Genomic DNA, 14,610 nt, shown 5'->3' with positions numbered 1-14,610 from the left:
GCGAAGGCCCGCACTCTAAGCGATTTAGCGGACGATCGCGTCGATTTCAGGCACTTTGGGCTACTGAATAGCCTGGGCCCAGGCACTGAGCTGCTCGTACTGGGTCTCGCCCATGTGGCGGTGGACCACGGCACCGGCACGGTTGAACACCACCGTGAAGGGCAGTCCGCCGCTCAGGTTGCCCAGGGTCCGGGACAGTTCCACCCCCGGAAAGCCCGTCACGGCGATCTTGAAGGCCACCGGCGTGGCGGCCAGGAACTTCTGCACCGCCGCGGTGTTGTCGGCGGCGATTCCGAGCACTTGCCAGCCGCGGCCCTGAAAATCGCGGTAGAAGCGATCAATTGCCGGCATTTCACGGACGCAGGGCGGGCACCAGGTGGCCCAGAAGTTGATCACCAGCGGCTGGCCGCGCAGGCTGGCCAGGGCCAGGCGGCCACCGTCCGGGGTCTCCAGTTCCAGGCCCCAGAGGTCCGGGCCGCGGTCCAGCCGGCCCGAGCGCCAGGCCCAGGTGCCGAGTCCGGCCGCGGCGGCGCCCACGCCCGCGGCGGCCGCAATCCAGGTGCGTCGATTCATCGTGAGGTCTCCTCGGTACCGTCCGCGGCGGCCAGGCGGTCCTGCAGGGCGCGCAGGTCGCCGCGCCAGGTGCGCCCGCCGGCGTCCGGCTTGAGGGCGCCGCGCAGGTCGTCGTGGTCGCGCACCGACAGGTGGATCGTGACCCGCCCGCCCAGTTCGGGCGCCCGGTCGTCCAGCGTCAGCACGGTCATGGGTTCGCCACGCCGGCCGGCACGGCCGTCGTCGCTGGCGTCGTAGGCGACGCCGAGGTTGATCAGCGCGATCTCCGGCGACTTGATGTCGTCGGCGAACAGGTCCAGGTGCACCGCCGACAGCCGGGTGGCGGTGCCGCGCCAGACGGCGCCGGTGACATGCGGGCGGAACGCGGCCAGCCGCTCCATCCAGCGCAGCGCCACCTGGCGCAGCGCGGCCAGCTCCTGGGGCTGGGTGTCGGCATGGAACAGCGCCAGGTGCGATCGCACCTCGTCCTCGACCGCCTCATTGCTCGGCATCTCCGGCCGAGCGCCGCCGCGCGCCGGCGGCAGCGCCCGGGCGGCCTTGCGCTTGGCCTCGCCGTATTCCAGGCCCTCTTCCACCACCAGCCGCGCGGCAATCGCGGCGATCTCCGCCGTGGCGGCGTTCACGGCAGCTCCACGTCGCCCATGCGGGCCATCACCGTGCCCGCGCGCGACGCCAGGTAGCCGGAGCCCATGCGCTTCTCGAACCGCTTGGGCGCCGGCAGCATCACGGCCAGCCGCGCCGCCGGCCCGGGCCCGAGCTGGGCCGCGTCGACGCGGAAGTAGTGGCGCGCCGCGGCCTGCGCGCCGAACAGGCCTTCGCCCCACTCCACGTTGTTGAGATAGATCTCCAGGATGCGCCGCTTGGACAGGCAGGCCTCCAGGGCGAACGTCAGCACGAACTCCTGGGCCTTGCGCGGCAGCGTGCGCTCGCCCGACAGCAGCAGGTTCTTGGCCAGCTGCTGCGTGATGGTGGAGCCGCCCACCACCTTGGGCTGCACCTTCGGTGCGGCGTTCGGCGCCGGTGCCGCGGCCGAGCCACTGCGCCGGGCCGACTGCTTCTCGATCTGCGCGTTGCGCCGCTCGGCCGCGACCTCGGCGCGCTGGTTGCGCTCCCAGGCCTTCTCGATCGCGTCCCAGTCCACGCCGGCATGGTCGGTGAAGGTGGCGTCTTCGCTCGCGATCACCGCGCGCTTGAGCTGGGCCGAGATGCGGTCGTCGTCCACCCACTGCTGGGCCCAGCGGATGCGGCCGGTCTCCACCAGCAGGCGCCACGCCTCGCTGCGCTGGAAGGTGGTGGACTGCGGGTCCACCACGGCCATCAGCGCGATGCGCGCCACGAAGTACACCTGCAGCGCCAGGCCGGCCAGCAGCACCAGCGCGGCCAGGCGGCCGACATGCGCGGCGGCACCGGCCATGCGGCTCATCGCGTGCCCTGGCCGAGCTGCGTCGTCTCCAGGCCCTCGTCGCGCGTGAAGCGGAAGCGCGAGGTGACGACGATCTGGTCGGTCTGGCGCCGCATCTCGGCGGTGAAGTTGCCGAAGGGGGCCGCGGCACGCACGATGGCCACGGCGCGGCGGTCCAGCACGCGCGAATTGGAGGTGCGCACGATGTCGGCCTCGATCACGCGGCCGGCGGCGTCCACCGTGATGTTCATCGTCAGCTCGCCGTAGAGCTTGCGGCCCTGGAACTCGGGGAAGTCGCGCGTGCCGCGCTCCTCGATGCGCCGGCGCAGCGCGTCGTAGTAGATGGCGTAGTCGGCCTCGCGCGTGGCCGGGCTGATGTAGCGCTTCTTCGGGCGCGCGTTCTCCTCGTTGACGCGCTTCTCGATCTCGGCGAGGTAGCGCAGCAGCTGGCGCCGCTTGTCCTCGCGCTGCTTCGCCTCGGGGTCGTTGGGGTCGCGCGCCGGGTCGGGCGGCGGCAGCAGTGCGATCTCGCGCCGGATCTGGGCCAGCAGCTGCTGCTGCTCCTCCTGCAGCTTCTCGATCTGGCGCCGGGCTTCCTCCAGCGAGTCGCCGACCTCCACCGTGGGTGCGGGCGGCAGCGGCGACGTCGCGCGGCCGGTGGCGGCCTCGCCGCCGCCGGCGAGGTTGGCCTGCGCGATGGCCTGCGCCACCTCGGGCCGCTCCATCGACTTCGCGTTGACCAGCACCACCTCCAGCGGCGTGTCCTGGAAGATGCGGTTGAAGCGCTCGGGGTCGACGAAGCGGATCGTCAGCAGGAACGCATGGATCACGATCGACACGCCGATGGCCCAGTGCAGCGGCGTCATGCGCCAGCGCTGGCGCGCGCGCTTGATCGCGCGCTGCGTCAGGATGCTGGTGTTGACGTAGTCGCGGCGCGGCATGGGGCTCAGGCGGCGTGGTCGGGCGCGGGCGTCGCCGGTTCGGCCGCCGCGTCGTCGATGTCGATGGCCAGGGCCAGCGGCGCGGCCAGTTCGTCGGCGCCGTCCTCGGCGTCGGCCTCGTCGGCAGGCTGGGCCGGCGCGGCGTCAAGCCGCGCCACCAGCGTGGCATGCACGTCCAGCGTCAGCGGGTCGGTGCCGGTGATGCGCACCCGCACGCGCGAGCCGCGCGCCAGCGGCTCGCAGCCGAGCGCGCGCAGCACCAGCGGCAGGGTCTCGGCGCGCACCAGGCCGTCCTTCATGACGCTGGCGTCGAGCTCGCCGATGCCCTGCTGGCCGAGGTGGACGATGGTCCAGTAGCGCTCGACCGCATGCTGGAAGTCGGCATAGGCGGCATAGGCGGCGTCGAAGCCCGAGATGATCGAGAACAGCGTCGCGTCCTTGGGCTTGAACGGCGCGGCCAGCGCGGCGGTGCGGCCGTGGCGGGCGCACGCGATGATCTGCCACTGGTTGACCAGGTCCACATAGCGCCGCAGCGGCGACGTGGACCAGGCGTACTGCGGCACGCCCATGCCGGCGTGCGGCAGCGGCTTGACGCCCATGCGCACCTTGATGCCCGGCGCCAGGCCGGCCTGGCTGCGGTAGATGGCCGGCACGCCGTGCTCGGCCAGCCAGCCGCCCCAGGTGCTGTTGGCCAGGATCATCGCCTCGGACACGATCAGGTCCAGCGGCGCGCCGCGGCGGCGCTCGCTGATCGTCACGCGTTCGTCGCCGCGCGGCTCGCCGTCGTGGCCCGGCTCGCGCTCGAGGCGGAAGCTGTAGTCCGGCCGGTTGAAGTTCTCGGGCTTGCCGCGCGCCACCTCGCGCCGCGCCTTGAGCGCGCGCGCCAGCCGGTGCAGAAAGGCCAGCTCGCTGGCGAAGGGGTAGTCGGCCGCGGCCTCGCCGGCCAGCGAGGCCTCGGTCACCACGGCGTCGAGCCGGTCGTGGCGCAGGTTGGCGGCGATCGGCACGAGTTCGAGCCGGGTCTCGTGGCCGCGCACGTCGAACGTGGCCTCGTCGAGCGTGACGTACAGGCTCACGGCCGGGCAGTCGCGCCCTTCCACCAGCGTGTAGGCCTGCACCACCGCGTCCGGCAGCATGGTGAGCTTCCAGCCCGGCATGTACACGGTGGACAGGCGGTGCGAGGCCACCGCGTCCAGCGGCGAGCCCGGCGCCAGCGCCAGCCCCGGCGCGGCGATGTGGATGCCCAGCACCACGGTGCCGCTGCCCAGCCCCTGCACCGACAGCGCGTCGTCGATCTCGGTGGTGGCGGAATCGTCGATGGAGAAGGCCTGCACCGCGGCGCGCGGCAGCGCCTCGGCCACGGCCGGCGCCTCCAGCCCGGCGGGAAAGCCGGTGCCCTTGGGGAAGTGCTCGAACAGGAAGCGGCGCCAGTGGAACTGGTAGGCGCTGTCGATCGCGCCGGCGGCCTTGAGCAGGTCCAGCGGCGCGCGCTGGGCGCGCCTGGCCGCCTCGACCACGGCCTTGTACTCGGGCGTGTTCTTGTCGGGCTTGAACAGGATGCGGTAGATCTGCTCGCGCACCGGCGGCGGGCAACGGCCGGCGGCCAGCTCCGTCGCCCAGGCCTCGATCTGCGCGGCGACCTGCTTCTTGCGCTCGATGGCCAGCAGCGCGGCCTTGACGATCTCCTCGGGCGCCTTGCGGAACTGCCCCTTGCCCACGCGCCGGAAGTAGTGCGGCGCCTCGAACAGTCGGAACAGCGCGGCGGCCTGCTTCTCGACGCCGGCCTTGGCGTCGAAGTAGTCGCGCGCCAGGTCGGCGAAGCCGAAGTCGGCGTCGGGGGCGAAGGTCCAGGCCAGGTCCAGGTCGATGTCGGCGGCGAGCGCCTGCGCCCGGCTGATCAGCTCGGCCGGCGCCGGCTGGTCGAACTTGAGCAGCACGTTGGCGGCCTTCACCTTGACGCGCTTGCCCGACTCCATCTCGACCTGCATCGAGGCGTCGGACTCGGACATCACGCGGCCGGCGTGGAACTTGCCGGCGTCGTCGAACAGGGCGTACATCACGGCGCGATTGTCGTGCAGCGGCTCGTCGCGCCCGGGCCGATCAGGCCGAGAAAGCTCAGGATGTGCGGCAGTTCGTCATCGAAGTGGGTCAGGGCATGGTCGCCGCCGTCGAGCAGGCGCATCGGCGAGCTGTCGTAGCGGGCGCTCATCTCGCGCCAGTCCAGCACCTCGTCGCCCTTGGCGATCACCGGCAGGTAGCGCTCCGGGTGCGTCACTTCGCGCGGCGTCAGAACGCGCAGCTGGGTCACGTACTCGGGCTTGAAGTAGAAGTGGTCGTCCGGGTCGTGGAAGGAGGTCAGGTCGCCGATGTAGCCGGCCAGGTCGCGCGCCGGATTGACGGCCGGGTTGAGCAGCACGGCGCGGCAGCCCACGCGCTCGGCCACCACCGTGGCGTAGAAGCCGCCGAGCGAGCTGCCGATGACGCCCATGCGCTCGGCGGGCCAGCGGCCGATCTCGGCGAACACGAGTTCCATCGCCTCGCGCGGCGACGGCGGCAGCTGCGGACACCACCAATGCACGTCGGGCCGGTTGCGCGCCAGCCAGTCGGCCATGAAGCGCGCCTTGAACGACATCGGCGACGACCGGAAGCCGTGCAGGTACAGCAGGTGGCTGATGCCGGTGCTCATCCGAACTTCGCCTTCAGGCCGGCCACGATGCGGCCGTGGATGCCGCCGAAGCTGCCGTTGCTCATGCACAGCACGTGGTCGCCCGGCCGCGCGGCGTCGACCACCGCGGCGGCCAGCGCGTCGACCTTGTCGGCCACCAGCGCCTGCGGCCCCATCGGCGCCAGCGCCTCGCGCGCGTCCCAGCCATAGTTGCCCTGCAGGCAGAACGACAGGTCCGCGTCCTCCAGGGCCCAGGGCAGCTGGGCCTTCATGGTGCCGAGCTTCATGGTGTTGGAGCGCGGCTCGAACACCGCGAGCACCCGCGCCAGCCCCACGCGCTGGCGCAGCCCGCCCACGGTGGCGCGGATCGCGGTGGGGTGGTGCGCGAAGTCGTCGTACACCGTGACGCCGCCGACCTCGCCCACGCGCTCCATGCGCCGGCGCGCGTTCTCGAAGCGGCCCAGCGCCGCGGCCGCAGCCTGCGGCGCCACGCCCACATGCTCGGCCGCGCCGATGGCCGCCAGCGCATTGAGCTGGTTGTATTCGCCCTGCAGCGCCCATTCCACCCGGCCGATCTTGAGGCTGCCGCGCAGCACGTCGAAGGCCTGCGGCTCGCCGCGCGCGCGCAGTGCGCCGGGCTCCTCGCGCAGCGTGCCGAAGCGCAGCACCTCGCTCCAGCAGCCGCGCGCCAGCACGCGCTGCAGCGCCTCGTCGCGCGCGTTCACCACCAGGCGGCCGCTGGCCGGCACGGTGCGCACGAGGTGATGGAACTGGGTCTCGATGGCCGCCAGGTCCGGGAAGATGTCGGCGTGGTCCATCTCCAGGTTGTTCAGCACCGCGGTGCGCGGCCGGTAGTGGACGAACTTGCTGCGCTTGTCGAACAGCGCCGTGTCGTACTCGTCGGCCTCGATCACGAAGCAGCGGCCGCTGCCCAGGCGCGCGGAGATGCCGAAGTTCAATGGCACGCCGCCGATCAGGAAGCCGGGCGCGAGGCCCGCGCAGTCGAGGATCCACGCCAGCATCGACGACGTGGTGGTCTTGCCGTGCGTGCCCGCCACCGCCAGCACGTGGCGCCCGCGCAGCACGTGGTCGTGCAGCCACTGCGGGCCGCTGGTGTAGTCGGCACCGGCGTCGAGCAGGGCCTCGAACAGCGGGAAGTCCTGGGCCCGGGCCCGCGTGACCACGTTGCCGATCACGAACATGTCCGGCTCCAGCTTCATCTGGTCGGCGCCGTAGCCCTCGATCAGCTCGATGCCGAGCGCGCGCAGCTGGTCGCTCATCGGCGGGTACACGTTGGCGTCGCAGCCGGTGACCCGGTGGCCGGCCTCGCGCGCGATCGCCGCGAGGCCGCCCATGAAGGTGCCGCAGATGCCCAGGATATGGATGTGCATCGAACGATTCTAGGAGCCGGCGCCGCGCTTTCCGGGGCCCCCTGCAAGGCGCTGCTATCGTCGCCCCCATGGGCTTCACGCCTGCTTACAACCCCTTTGCCTGGCTGGCCGAACACGCCTGGGCCTATCCCGCGCTGGAAGTCGTGCACATCGCCGGCATCGCGCTGCTGGTGGGCAACCTCGTCGCGTTCGAGCTGCGCGTCTGGGGTGCCGCGCCGGAGCTGCCCGTGCAGGCGCTGGCACGCCTGTCGCTCGGCCTCGCACTGGCGGGCTTCGGCGTCGTGGCGCTGTCGGGCCTGCTGATGTTCGCCAGCCAGCCCGCCGACCTGATCGCCAACCGCGCCTTCGTGCTGAAGGTCGGCCTCGTGATGCTGGCCGGCCTCAACGCGGCGGCGTTCCACGCGCGCGGCGGGCTGCGCCGGCTCGACGCCTGGGCCCGGGCCCAGACCCTCGTGTCGCTGGGGCTTTGGCTCGCGGCGATGATCTGCGGGCGCTGGATCGCCTACCTGTAGGAGCACCTCCCATGCAACGTCGTCTGATCGTCCTGGCCGCCGCCTCGCTGCCGCTGGCCGCCCGCGCCCATCACGGCTGGAGCAGCTTCGACCAGGGGCGCCCGCTGTTCCTGTCCGGCAAGGCGGCCAACGTGGCCTGGCGCAATCCGCATGCCGAGCTGGACCTCGACCTGGACGCCGACCTGAAGCTGCCGGCCGACCTGGCGCAGCGCAGGCTGCCGGCGCAGTCGGCGTCGGTGGACGGCCCCGGCCTGCTCAAGGCGGCCCAGCTGCCCACGCGAAAGGACCGCCGCTGGCACATCGAGCTGGCGCCGCTGTCGCGCATGGAAGCCTGGAAGGTGGTGCCGATCCGCAACGGCGACGCGGTGCAGGTGCTGGGCTTCACCTTCACCGGCGAGAAGGGCGAGGCCCTGCTGCGGGTGGAGTACCTGTGGGCCGGCGGCCTGACGGCCGGCCTGCGCTCGTCGCCCGCCTGAGCGGGCCCATCGGCCGGGCCCGGCGCCGCCACCGGCGGCGCGGCGGGCCTCAGCGCAGCGTGGCGAAGGCCTCGCGCGCCGCGCTCAGCGTGGCGTCGATGTCGGCCGCGGTGTGCGCGGCGCTGACGAAGCCGGCCTCGTACAGCGCCGGCGCCAGGTACACGCCGCGCTCGAGCATGGCGTGGAAGAAGCGGTTGAAGCGCTCCTTGTCGGTGGCCATCACGGCGGCGTAGTGCTGCGGCAGCGTGTCGGCGAAGAAGAAGCCGAACATGCCGCCCTCGCAGTCGCCCGCCAGCGGCACGCCGGCCGCGCGCGCCTCGCGCTCCAGGCCGTCGACCAGCGAGCGCGTGCGCGCGCCCAGCGCCTCGAAGAAGCCGGGGCGCGAGATCTCGCGCAGCGTGGCCAGGCCGCAGGCAGTGGCCACCGGGTTGCCCGACAGCGTGCCGGCCTGGTACACCGGCCCGAGCGGGGCGAGCTGGCTCATCACGTCGCGCGTGCCGCCGAAGGCCGCCAGCGGCATGCCGCCGCCGATGACCTTGCCGAACACGCTGAGGTCGGGCTTGAAGCCGGGGATCAGGCGGGCGTAGTGCGCCTGCGCGCTACCCAGGCCGACGCGGAAACCCGTCATCACCTCGTCGAACACCAGCAGCGCGCCGTGCTTGGTGCACAGCTCGCGCAGACGGGTCATGAAGGGCACGCTGGCGCGCACGAAGTTCATGTTGCCGGCGATCGGCTCGATCATCACGCAGGCCAGCTCGGCGCCGTGCGCGTCGAACACGGCCTCCAGCGCGGCCACGTCGTTGTAGGGCAGCACCGTGGTGTGCTGCACCACCTCCGGCGGCACGCCGGCCGACGTGGGATGGCCGAAGGTGGCCAGTCCCGAGCCGGCCTTGACCAGCAGCGCGTCGGCATGGCCGTGGTAGCAGCCCTCGAACTTGACGATGCGCGCGCGGCCGGTGGCGCCGCGCGCCAGGCGCAGCGCGCTCATCCCGGCCTCCGTGCCGCTGGACACCAGCCGCACCTGCTCCATGCTGGGCACGTGCGCCAGGATCGCCTCGGCCAGTTCCACCTCGCGCTCGGTCGGCGCGCCGAAGGACAGGCCCTCGACGGCGGCGCGCTGCACCGCGTCGAGCACCGCCGGGTGCCCATGGCCGAGGATCATCGGGCCCCAGGAGCCGATGTAGTCGATGTAGCGGCGGCCCTCGGCGTCCCACATGTACGGGCCCTGGGCGCGGGCGATGAAGCGCGGCGTGCCGCCGACGGCGCGGAACGCACGCACCGGCGAATTGACGCCGCCGGGGATCACGCGCTGGGCGCGCTCGAACAGGCCGGCGTTGGTCTTGGGCTCAGTGGACACGGCGCGAGGCTCCAGGGGGAAGGTTGTCGTCGGGGCCGCCCTCGGCGTCGGGGCCGGCTTCGCCGGGCAGGGCGCCGTCGCCGTCCTCCGCGGGCGGCAGCGCCCAGAAGAAGCGGTCGGGCACCACGTTGCCCATGCCGGGGCGGAAGCCCGCGTCCAGGCTCTGGTCGAGGAACTGCAGCGCCTCGCCGACCGCCGCCGACAGCTCGGCGCCGGAGGCCAGCAGGGCCGCCAGCGCGGCCGACAGCGTGTCGCCCGCGCCGACGAAGCCGGCCTCGAACAGCTCGAACTTCTCGCCGGTGATGGCGCCCTGCGGCGAGGCCAGCACGTTGTCGATCCACTGGTCCTTGCCCTTGGCCGGCAGCATCACGCCGGTGACCAGCACGAAGCGCGCGCCGCGCTCGCCCGCGGCCACGGCCAGCTCGCGAGCCGACGGCGAGCGTTCGCTGTCCCACTCGGGCAGCAGCACGTCGGTCAGGGTCTTGTGGTTGCCCACCACCACCTCGGCCGCGGGCAGGATCAGCTCGCGCCAGGCTTCCAGATAGGGCTGCAGCTCGTCCTCGTCGATCCAGCCGAGGTTGGGCATGTAGGCCACCAGCGGCACGTCGGGGTAGTCGGACAGGATCTCGGCCACCGCCGCCACGTTGTCGGCGTTGCCCAGGAAGCCGACCTTCCACGCCGCCAGGGTCACGTCCTCGAGGATCGTGCGGGCCTGCTCGACCACCACGTCGGGCTCGAGCGGATGCTGGTCGAACACCTCGGCGGTGTCGCGCAGCACCACGCTGGTGATCACCGGCAGGGCATGGGCGCCCATGGCCGCGATCGTGGCCACGTCGCCGGCGCTGCCGCCGGCGCCGCAGGCGTCGCTGGCATTGAAGGTCATCACGCACGCGGGCGCGGGCGGCTCCTCGGCGGGGGCTTCGGTGAGGTCGGACGCTGTGGGATCGGAAGTCATGGCGGCGTCGTCCGGCGCGGCGAAAGGGGCTGAAAAGCACCCCGCGGCAGGTCGTCGGAGACCTCCAGCGGAATGTGAAGAAAGTTGCGTAAGGGCCTACAAACGCTTGAGTTTCGCTCGAAAGCGATGAATACAATCGCCTCCCATTGTAGTGACCGACACCTGCTCGTGAGTGAACCTTCGCGTACCTGGATGTGCCTGATCTGCGGCTGGATCTACGACGAGGCCGCCGGCGATCCGGACCATGGCCTGGCCCCCGGAACGGCCTGGGCCGACGTGCCCATGAACTGGACCTGTCCGGAGTGCGGCGCGCGCAAGGAAGACTTCGAGATGGTCCAGCTTTGACCGAGCCCGCCAGCCGACGCGCCCCGAGCGTCCGAGGAGTCTCCTTGTGAATGCAAGTCCCGAAGCGTCCGCGGCCGCCCCGACCCAGACCGGGGTCAAGGTGCTGGTGATCGACGACAGCAACACCATCCGCCGCAGCGCCGAGATCTTCCTGGCCCAGGGCGGCCACCAGGTCGTGCTGGCCGAGGACGGCTTCGATGCGCTGGCCAAGGTCAACGACCACGTGCCCGAGCTGATCTTCTGCGACATCCTGATGCCGCGCCTGGACGGCTACCAGACCTGCGCCATCATCAAGCGCAACCCGCGCTTCGCGCATGTGCCGGTGATCATGCTGTCGTCCAAGGACGGCCTTTTCGACAAGGCACGCGGCCGAATGGTCGGCTCCGAGGACTACCTCACGAAACCCTTCACCAAGGAACAGCTGCTCAGGGCCGTGCAGCAGTTCAGTCGCGGTTGAATGCGGTCTGCCTGATTTGTTGAATGCGAGAGGCGAAGATGGCCATCCAGAAGATCCTCCTGGTCGACGACTCGAAGACCGAGCTGCACCACCTGACCGACGTGCTGACCAAGCGCGGCTATGCCGTGCGCACCGCCGAGAACGGCGAGGACGCGATGCGGCGCCTGTCCGAGGACAAGCCCGACCTGATCCTGATGGACGTGGTGATGCCGGGCCAGAACGGTTTCCAGCTCACGCGCTCGATCACGCGCGATCCGCGCTTCGCCGACGTGCCGGTGATCATGTGCACCAGCAAGGGCCTGGAGACCGACAAGGTCTGGGGCATGCGCCAGGGCGCGCGCGACTATGTGGTCAAGCCGGTCGACACCGACGAGCTGATCACCAAGATCAAGAACTTCGACTAGTGATGACCACCCCCGTTGCGGCTTCGCCGCTCCCCCTCGAGGGGGCGGCGCCGGCGGGCCGGCTGAGCCGGTCCCGCGGCGCCTGCTTGGCTGGGCTCGCTGTATGCGAGCGGGGGCTGTGCTATGGCTAACCGCGAGGCCCTTCGCGAGCTGCAGCAGCGGCTGGCCGAGCGCATGCAGGCGGCGCGCCGCGAGCAGCGCGGCCAGTCCTGGCTGGCCGTGGAATGCCGCGGGCAGGGCCTGCTGCTGCCGCTGGAGCAGGCGGGCGAGATCTTCCCGCCGGCTGCACTGATCCCGGTGCCGCACACGCGCGGCTGGTTCGTCGGCGTGGCCAACCTGCGCGGCGGCCTGCACGGCGTGGTGGACCTGGCGCGCTTCCTCGGCCTGCCCGAGCTGCCCGCCAACGAAGCCCTGCGCGAGCAGTCGCGCCTGGTGGCCTTCTCGCAGACCATGGGCCTGAACTGCGCCCTGCTGGTCGACCGGCTGGCCGGCCTGCGCAGCGCCGACAACCTGCGCGCCGACGGCGACGGGGACGACGCCGGGCGCCCGGCCTTCGCGCCCACGCGCTGGGTCGACGACTCGGGCCGCACCTGGCAGTCGCTCGACCTGGCCGCGCTGGCCCGCGACGAGCAGTTTCTCTCCATCGTGGCCTGACCTGGTGTCACGGCCGCATCCAGTACAGCACCTACGCCGATCCTCCAAGGGGGCATCATGAGTTTCCTCGACAAGTTCAAGAGCAAGGGCCGTGACGGCGGCAAGCGCGCCAACGACGACGACATCGGATCGATGTTCGACGAGGTCGTGCCGGTGCAGCCCGAGGACCTGGTGGTCGCCGGCGCCGGCGCCAACGGTGGCGTCACGCTCGACATGAACTCGCCCGGCTCGCCGCTGCCGACCACGCTGACCGGCGAGTCGTCGATCCTGTCCGAGGTGATGCCCTCCGAGGCCGGCGGCGACTACACAGAGACGCGCCTGCCCGGCGACGCCGAGGTGCCCGGCGGCAGCGGCCTGCCGCTGATCGGCCACCTGCCGCTGGCGCAGCAGCAACGCACGCTGTTCGGCGTCATTGCGCTGGGCGTCGTGGCCCTGCTGGCCGGCTCCTGGTTCGCGTTCACCGGTGCCAACCGGGGTGCGGCGCAGGTGGGTGCCACCGGTCAGGCGCTGATGCAGTCGCAGCGTCTGGCGAAGTCGGTGTCGCAGGCCCTGCTGGGCAGCGCCAGCGCCTTCGGCGAGGTGCGCGAGAGTTCCGAGGTGCTGGCGCGCAACGTGCGCGCCCTCAAGGACGGCGGTGAGGACGTCCCGCGTGCGCCGTTCGCGGCCCAGGGCGCGATCGAGCCGCTGATGCCGCTGATCGACCGCGCCGAGAAGAACGCCTCGATCGTGCTGGCGCAGCAGAAGACGCTGACGCAGGTGGGCCAGGCGCTGCGCGCCATCAACCGCCAGTCGTCGGAACTGCTGGAGACCGCCGAGACCGTGTCGTCGCTGAAGCTGCAGCAGGAAGCCGGCCCGGCCGAGCTGTCGGCGGTGGGCCAGCTGGTGATGCTGACGCAGCGCATCGGCAAGAGCGCCAACGAGTTCCTGACCACCGAGGGCGTGAGCCCCGAAGCCGTGTTCCTGCTCGGCAAGGACCTGAACTCCTTCCGCGAGATCGCCAACGGCCTGCTCAGCGGCAGCGCCGAGCTGCGCCTGGCGCCCGCGCGCGACGCGCAGACCAAGGAGCGCCTGCAGCAGCTGATCACGCAGTACGAGAAGACCCGCACCGACGCGAGCGCGATCCTGAACAACCTGCAGGGCCTGGTGGCCGCGCGGGAGGCGCAGTCGTCCGTGGTGGCCGATTCCGAGCCGCTGCGCCAGGGCCTCGAGGACGTGCAGGCCAAGCTCTCGGGCACCGGCCTGGGCGGCGGCAGCTGGTTCCTGCTGCTGCTGGGCGCCGCGTCGCTGGGCGTCGGCGGTCTGGGCTTCCTGAGGCTGTCCAGCGCCGACCAGAACCAGCGCATGCAGGTCGCCGAGGCACAGCGCCTTCAGGCCCAGCGGCAGGAGCAGGAGGCCAAGCGCGTCAACGACGCCAACCAGGCGGCCATTCTGCGGCTGATGAACGAACTGCAGACGGTGGCCGAAGGCGACCTGACGCAGACCGCCACCGTGACCGAGGACATCACCGGCGCCATTGCCGACTCCGTGAACTACACGGTGGAGGAGCTGCGCATGCTGGTGGAACAGGTGCAGGGCGCGGTGGGCCGGGTGACCGACACGACGCAGCAGGTGGAGTCCACATCGACCGAGCTGCTGGCCGCGTCCACCGAGCAGCTGCGCGAGATCCGCGAGACCGGCGAGTCGGTGCTGCAGATGGCCGGCCGAATCAACCAGGTGTCCTCGCAGGCGCAGCAGACGGCCTCGGTGGCGCGCCAGTCGCTGGCGGCGGCCGAGTCCGGACGCCAGGCGGTGCAGAACACGATCGGCGGCATGAACGCGATGCGCGACCAGATCCAGGACACCGCCAAGCGCATCAAGCGCCTGGGCGAGTCGTCGCAGGAGATCGGCGAAATCACGGAGCTGATCTCGGACATTACCGAGCAGACGAACGTGCTGGCCCTGAACGCCGCCATCCAGGCCGCGTCGGCCGGTGAAGCCGGCCGGGGCTTCTCGGTGGTGGCCGAGGAAGTGCAGCGGCTGGCCGAACGCTCCGCCGACGCGACGCGCCAGATCGCGGCGCTGGTGAAGGCGATTCAGACCGACACGCAGGACGCGGTGGCCGCCATGGAGCGTTCCACCCAGGGCGTGGTCGAGAGCACGCGGCTGTCCGACGCCGCCGGTAGCGCGCTGGGCGACATCGATCGCGTGACGCGACAGCTTGCCGACCTGATCGAACGCATCTCCCAGCAGGCGTCGCAGGAAGCGCAGTCGGCCAACGTGGTGGCCAACAACATCCAGCACATCTTCGCCGTGACCGAGCAGACCGGCGAGGGCACGCGCTCGACCGCCCAGATGGTGCGCGAGCTGTCCCGTACCGCCGAGGAACTGAAGGCCTCGGTGTCGCGGTTCAAGATTTCGTGAACACGACCACCCCCGTTGCGGCCTTTGGCCGCTCCCCCTCAAGGGGGCGTCGCCAGCGGGCCGGCGAAGCCGGACCCG

General features: G+C 71.6%; 16 protein-coding genes. 7 read left to right on the top strand and 9 right to left on the bottom strand.

Annotated elements, in window-relative coordinates:
- Positions 1-60: 60 nt before the first annotated feature.
- The 7 genes from AC2EAQ_RS08705 to mpl all read right to left on the bottom strand — a co-directional run bounded on the left by AC2EAQ_RS08705 (position 61) and on the right by mpl (position 6,972).
- Positions 61-573: a TlpA family protein disulfide reductase gene (locus AC2EAQ_RS08705; RefSeq protein WP_484642221.1), complete on the bottom strand. Its 513-nt coding sequence runs from the start codon at positions 571-573 to the stop codon at positions 61-63.
- Entirely contained in the window at positions 570-1,196 is a 627-nt protein-coding gene (locus AC2EAQ_RS08700; protein ID WP_484642219.1) for a hypothetical protein, read from the bottom strand. The genes AC2EAQ_RS08705 and AC2EAQ_RS08700 overlap by 4 nt, the downstream gene beginning before the upstream one ends.
- The gene (locus tag AC2EAQ_RS08695) at positions 1,193-1,987 is read right to left on the bottom strand and encodes a transglycosylase domain-containing protein (RefSeq protein ID WP_484642783.1); all 795 of its coding nucleotides are present in this window, start codon (positions 1,985-1,987) and stop codon (positions 1,193-1,195) included. Before AC2EAQ_RS08695 ends, AC2EAQ_RS08700 begins: the two co-directional genes overlap by 4 nt.
- Before the next feature lie 5 nt (positions 1,988-1,992).
- Positions 1,993-2,841 carry a TonB family protein gene (locus AC2EAQ_RS08690; protein WP_484642781.1) on the bottom strand — a complete coding sequence of 283 codons (849 nt, stop codon included), beginning with the start codon at positions 2,839-2,841 and terminating at the stop codon, positions 1,993-1,995.
- 80 nt (positions 2,842-2,921) lie between these two features.
- Positions 2,922-4,973 (bottom strand): ribonuclease catalytic domain-containing protein, encoded by a 2,052-nt coding sequence (locus AC2EAQ_RS08685; RefSeq protein ID WP_484642217.1) that lies wholly within the window; start codon positions 4,971-4,973, stop codon positions 2,922-2,924.
- Positions 4,973-5,602, bottom strand: coding sequence for a YqiA/YcfP family alpha/beta fold hydrolase (locus AC2EAQ_RS08680; RefSeq protein WP_484642214.1), 630 nt, complete (start codon positions 5,600-5,602; stop codon positions 4,973-4,975). Before AC2EAQ_RS08680 ends, AC2EAQ_RS08685 begins: the two co-directional genes overlap by 1 nt.
- Positions 5,599-6,972, bottom strand: coding sequence for a UDP-N-acetylmuramate:L-alanyl-gamma-D-glutamyl-meso-diaminopimelate ligase (gene mpl, locus AC2EAQ_RS08675; RefSeq protein ID WP_484642210.1), 1,374 nt, complete (start codon positions 6,970-6,972; stop codon positions 5,599-5,601). Before mpl ends, AC2EAQ_RS08680 begins: the two co-directional genes overlap by 4 nt.
- Before the next feature lie 68 nt (positions 6,973-7,040).
- Here mpl and AC2EAQ_RS08670 point away from each other — a divergent pair, with 68 nt between their 5' ends.
- Both AC2EAQ_RS08670 and AC2EAQ_RS08665 read left to right on the top strand, forming a co-directional pair.
- Entirely contained in the window at positions 7,041-7,484 is a 444-nt protein-coding gene (locus tag AC2EAQ_RS08670) for a hypothetical protein (protein WP_484642206.1), read from the top strand.
- 11 nt (positions 7,485-7,495) lie between these two features.
- On the top strand, positions 7,496-7,960 hold the full coding sequence (locus AC2EAQ_RS08665; RefSeq protein ID WP_484642202.1) for a DUF6152 family protein: 465 nt from the start codon (positions 7,496-7,498) through the stop codon (positions 7,958-7,960).
- Between the two features lie 49 nt (positions 7,961-8,009).
- On the opposite strand, the gene hemL is transcribed toward AC2EAQ_RS08665, so the two are convergent.
- Both hemL and thiD read right to left on the bottom strand, forming a co-directional pair.
- On the bottom strand, positions 8,010-9,317 hold the full coding sequence (hemL, locus tag AC2EAQ_RS08660) for a glutamate-1-semialdehyde 2,1-aminomutase (RefSeq protein WP_484642198.1): 1,308 nt from the start codon (positions 9,315-9,317) through the stop codon (positions 8,010-8,012).
- A complete protein-coding gene (thiD, locus tag AC2EAQ_RS08655; RefSeq protein WP_484642195.1) occupies positions 9,307-10,272 on the bottom strand; it encodes a bifunctional hydroxymethylpyrimidine kinase/phosphomethylpyrimidine kinase in 966 nt (321 codons plus the stop codon). The genes hemL and thiD overlap by 11 nt, the downstream gene beginning before the upstream one ends.
- Positions 10,273-10,464: 192 nt before the next feature.
- On the opposite strand from thiD, the gene AC2EAQ_RS08650 reads away from it, so the two are divergent.
- The 5 genes from AC2EAQ_RS08650 to AC2EAQ_RS08630 all read left to right on the top strand — a co-directional run bounded on the left by AC2EAQ_RS08650 (position 10,465) and on the right by AC2EAQ_RS08630 (position 14,532).
- Positions 10,465-10,617, top strand: a complete 153-nt coding sequence (locus tag AC2EAQ_RS08650) for a rubredoxin (RefSeq protein WP_484642779.1) — start codon at positions 10,465-10,467, stop codon at positions 10,615-10,617.
- 46 nt (positions 10,618-10,663) lie between these two features.
- The gene (locus AC2EAQ_RS08645; protein ID WP_484642191.1) at positions 10,664-11,074 is read left to right on the top strand and encodes a response regulator; all 411 of its coding nucleotides are present in this window, start codon (positions 10,664-10,666) and stop codon (positions 11,072-11,074) included.
- A gap of 38 nt (positions 11,075-11,112) precedes the next feature.
- Entirely contained in the window at positions 11,113-11,478 is a 366-nt protein-coding gene (locus AC2EAQ_RS08640; protein ID WP_484642189.1) for a response regulator, read from the top strand.
- Between the two features lie 123 nt (positions 11,479-11,601).
- Entirely contained in the window at positions 11,602-12,132 is a 531-nt protein-coding gene (locus AC2EAQ_RS08635; RefSeq protein WP_484642187.1) for a chemotaxis protein CheW, read from the top strand.
- A gap of 57 nt (positions 12,133-12,189) precedes the next feature.
- Positions 12,190-14,532 (top strand): methyl-accepting chemotaxis protein, encoded by a 2,343-nt coding sequence (locus AC2EAQ_RS08630; RefSeq protein WP_484642185.1) that lies wholly within the window; start codon positions 12,190-12,192, stop codon positions 14,530-14,532.
- Positions 14,533-14,610: the final 78 nt, after the last annotated feature.

This window comes from Aquabacterium sp. T101 (assembly GCF_057219775.1).
This window is presented reverse-complemented; position numbering and strand designations above follow the sequence as displayed.

Coding starts and splice junctions, on each gene's coding strand:
- AC2EAQ_RS08640 (WP_484642189.1), top strand. CDS start 11,113: ATGGCCATCCAGAAGATCCTCCTGGTCGACGACTCGAAGACCGAGCTG.
- AC2EAQ_RS08690 (WP_484642781.1), bottom strand. CDS start 2,841: ATGACGCCGCTGCACTGGGCCATCGGCGTGTCGATCGTGATCCATGCG.
- AC2EAQ_RS08665 (WP_484642202.1), top strand. CDS start 7,496: ATGCAACGTCGTCTGATCGTCCTGGCCGCCGCCTCGCTGCCGCTGGCC.
- AC2EAQ_RS08695 (WP_484642783.1), bottom strand. CDS start 1,987: ATGGCCGGTGCCGCCGCGCATGTCGGCCGCCTGGCCGCGCTGGTGCTG.
- mpl (WP_484642210.1), bottom strand. CDS start 6,972: ATGCACATCCATATCCTGGGCATCTGCGGCACCTTCATGGGCGGCCTC.
- AC2EAQ_RS08635 (WP_484642187.1), top strand. CDS start 11,602: ATGGCTAACCGCGAGGCCCTTCGCGAGCTGCAGCAGCGGCTGGCCGAG.
- AC2EAQ_RS08650 (WP_484642779.1), top strand. CDS start 10,465: ATGTGCCTGATCTGCGGCTGGATCTACGACGAGGCCGCCGGCGATCCG.
- AC2EAQ_RS08670 (WP_484642206.1), top strand. CDS start 7,041: ATGGGCTTCACGCCTGCTTACAACCCCTTTGCCTGGCTGGCCGAACAC.
- AC2EAQ_RS08685 (WP_484642217.1), bottom strand. CDS start 4,973: ATGTACGCCCTGTTCGACGACGCCGGCAAGTTCCACGCCGGCCGCGTG.
- AC2EAQ_RS08630 (WP_484642185.1), top strand. CDS start 12,190: ATGAGTTTCCTCGACAAGTTCAAGAGCAAGGGCCGTGACGGCGGCAAG.
- thiD (WP_484642195.1), bottom strand. CDS start 10,272: ATGACTTCCGATCCCACAGCGTCCGACCTCACCGAAGCCCCCGCCGAG.
- AC2EAQ_RS08680 (WP_484642214.1), bottom strand. CDS start 5,602: ATGAGCACCGGCATCAGCCACCTGCTGTACCTGCACGGCTTCCGGTCG.
- AC2EAQ_RS08705 (WP_484642221.1), bottom strand. CDS start 573: ATGAATCGACGCACCTGGATTGCGGCCGCCGCGGGCGTGGGCGCCGCC.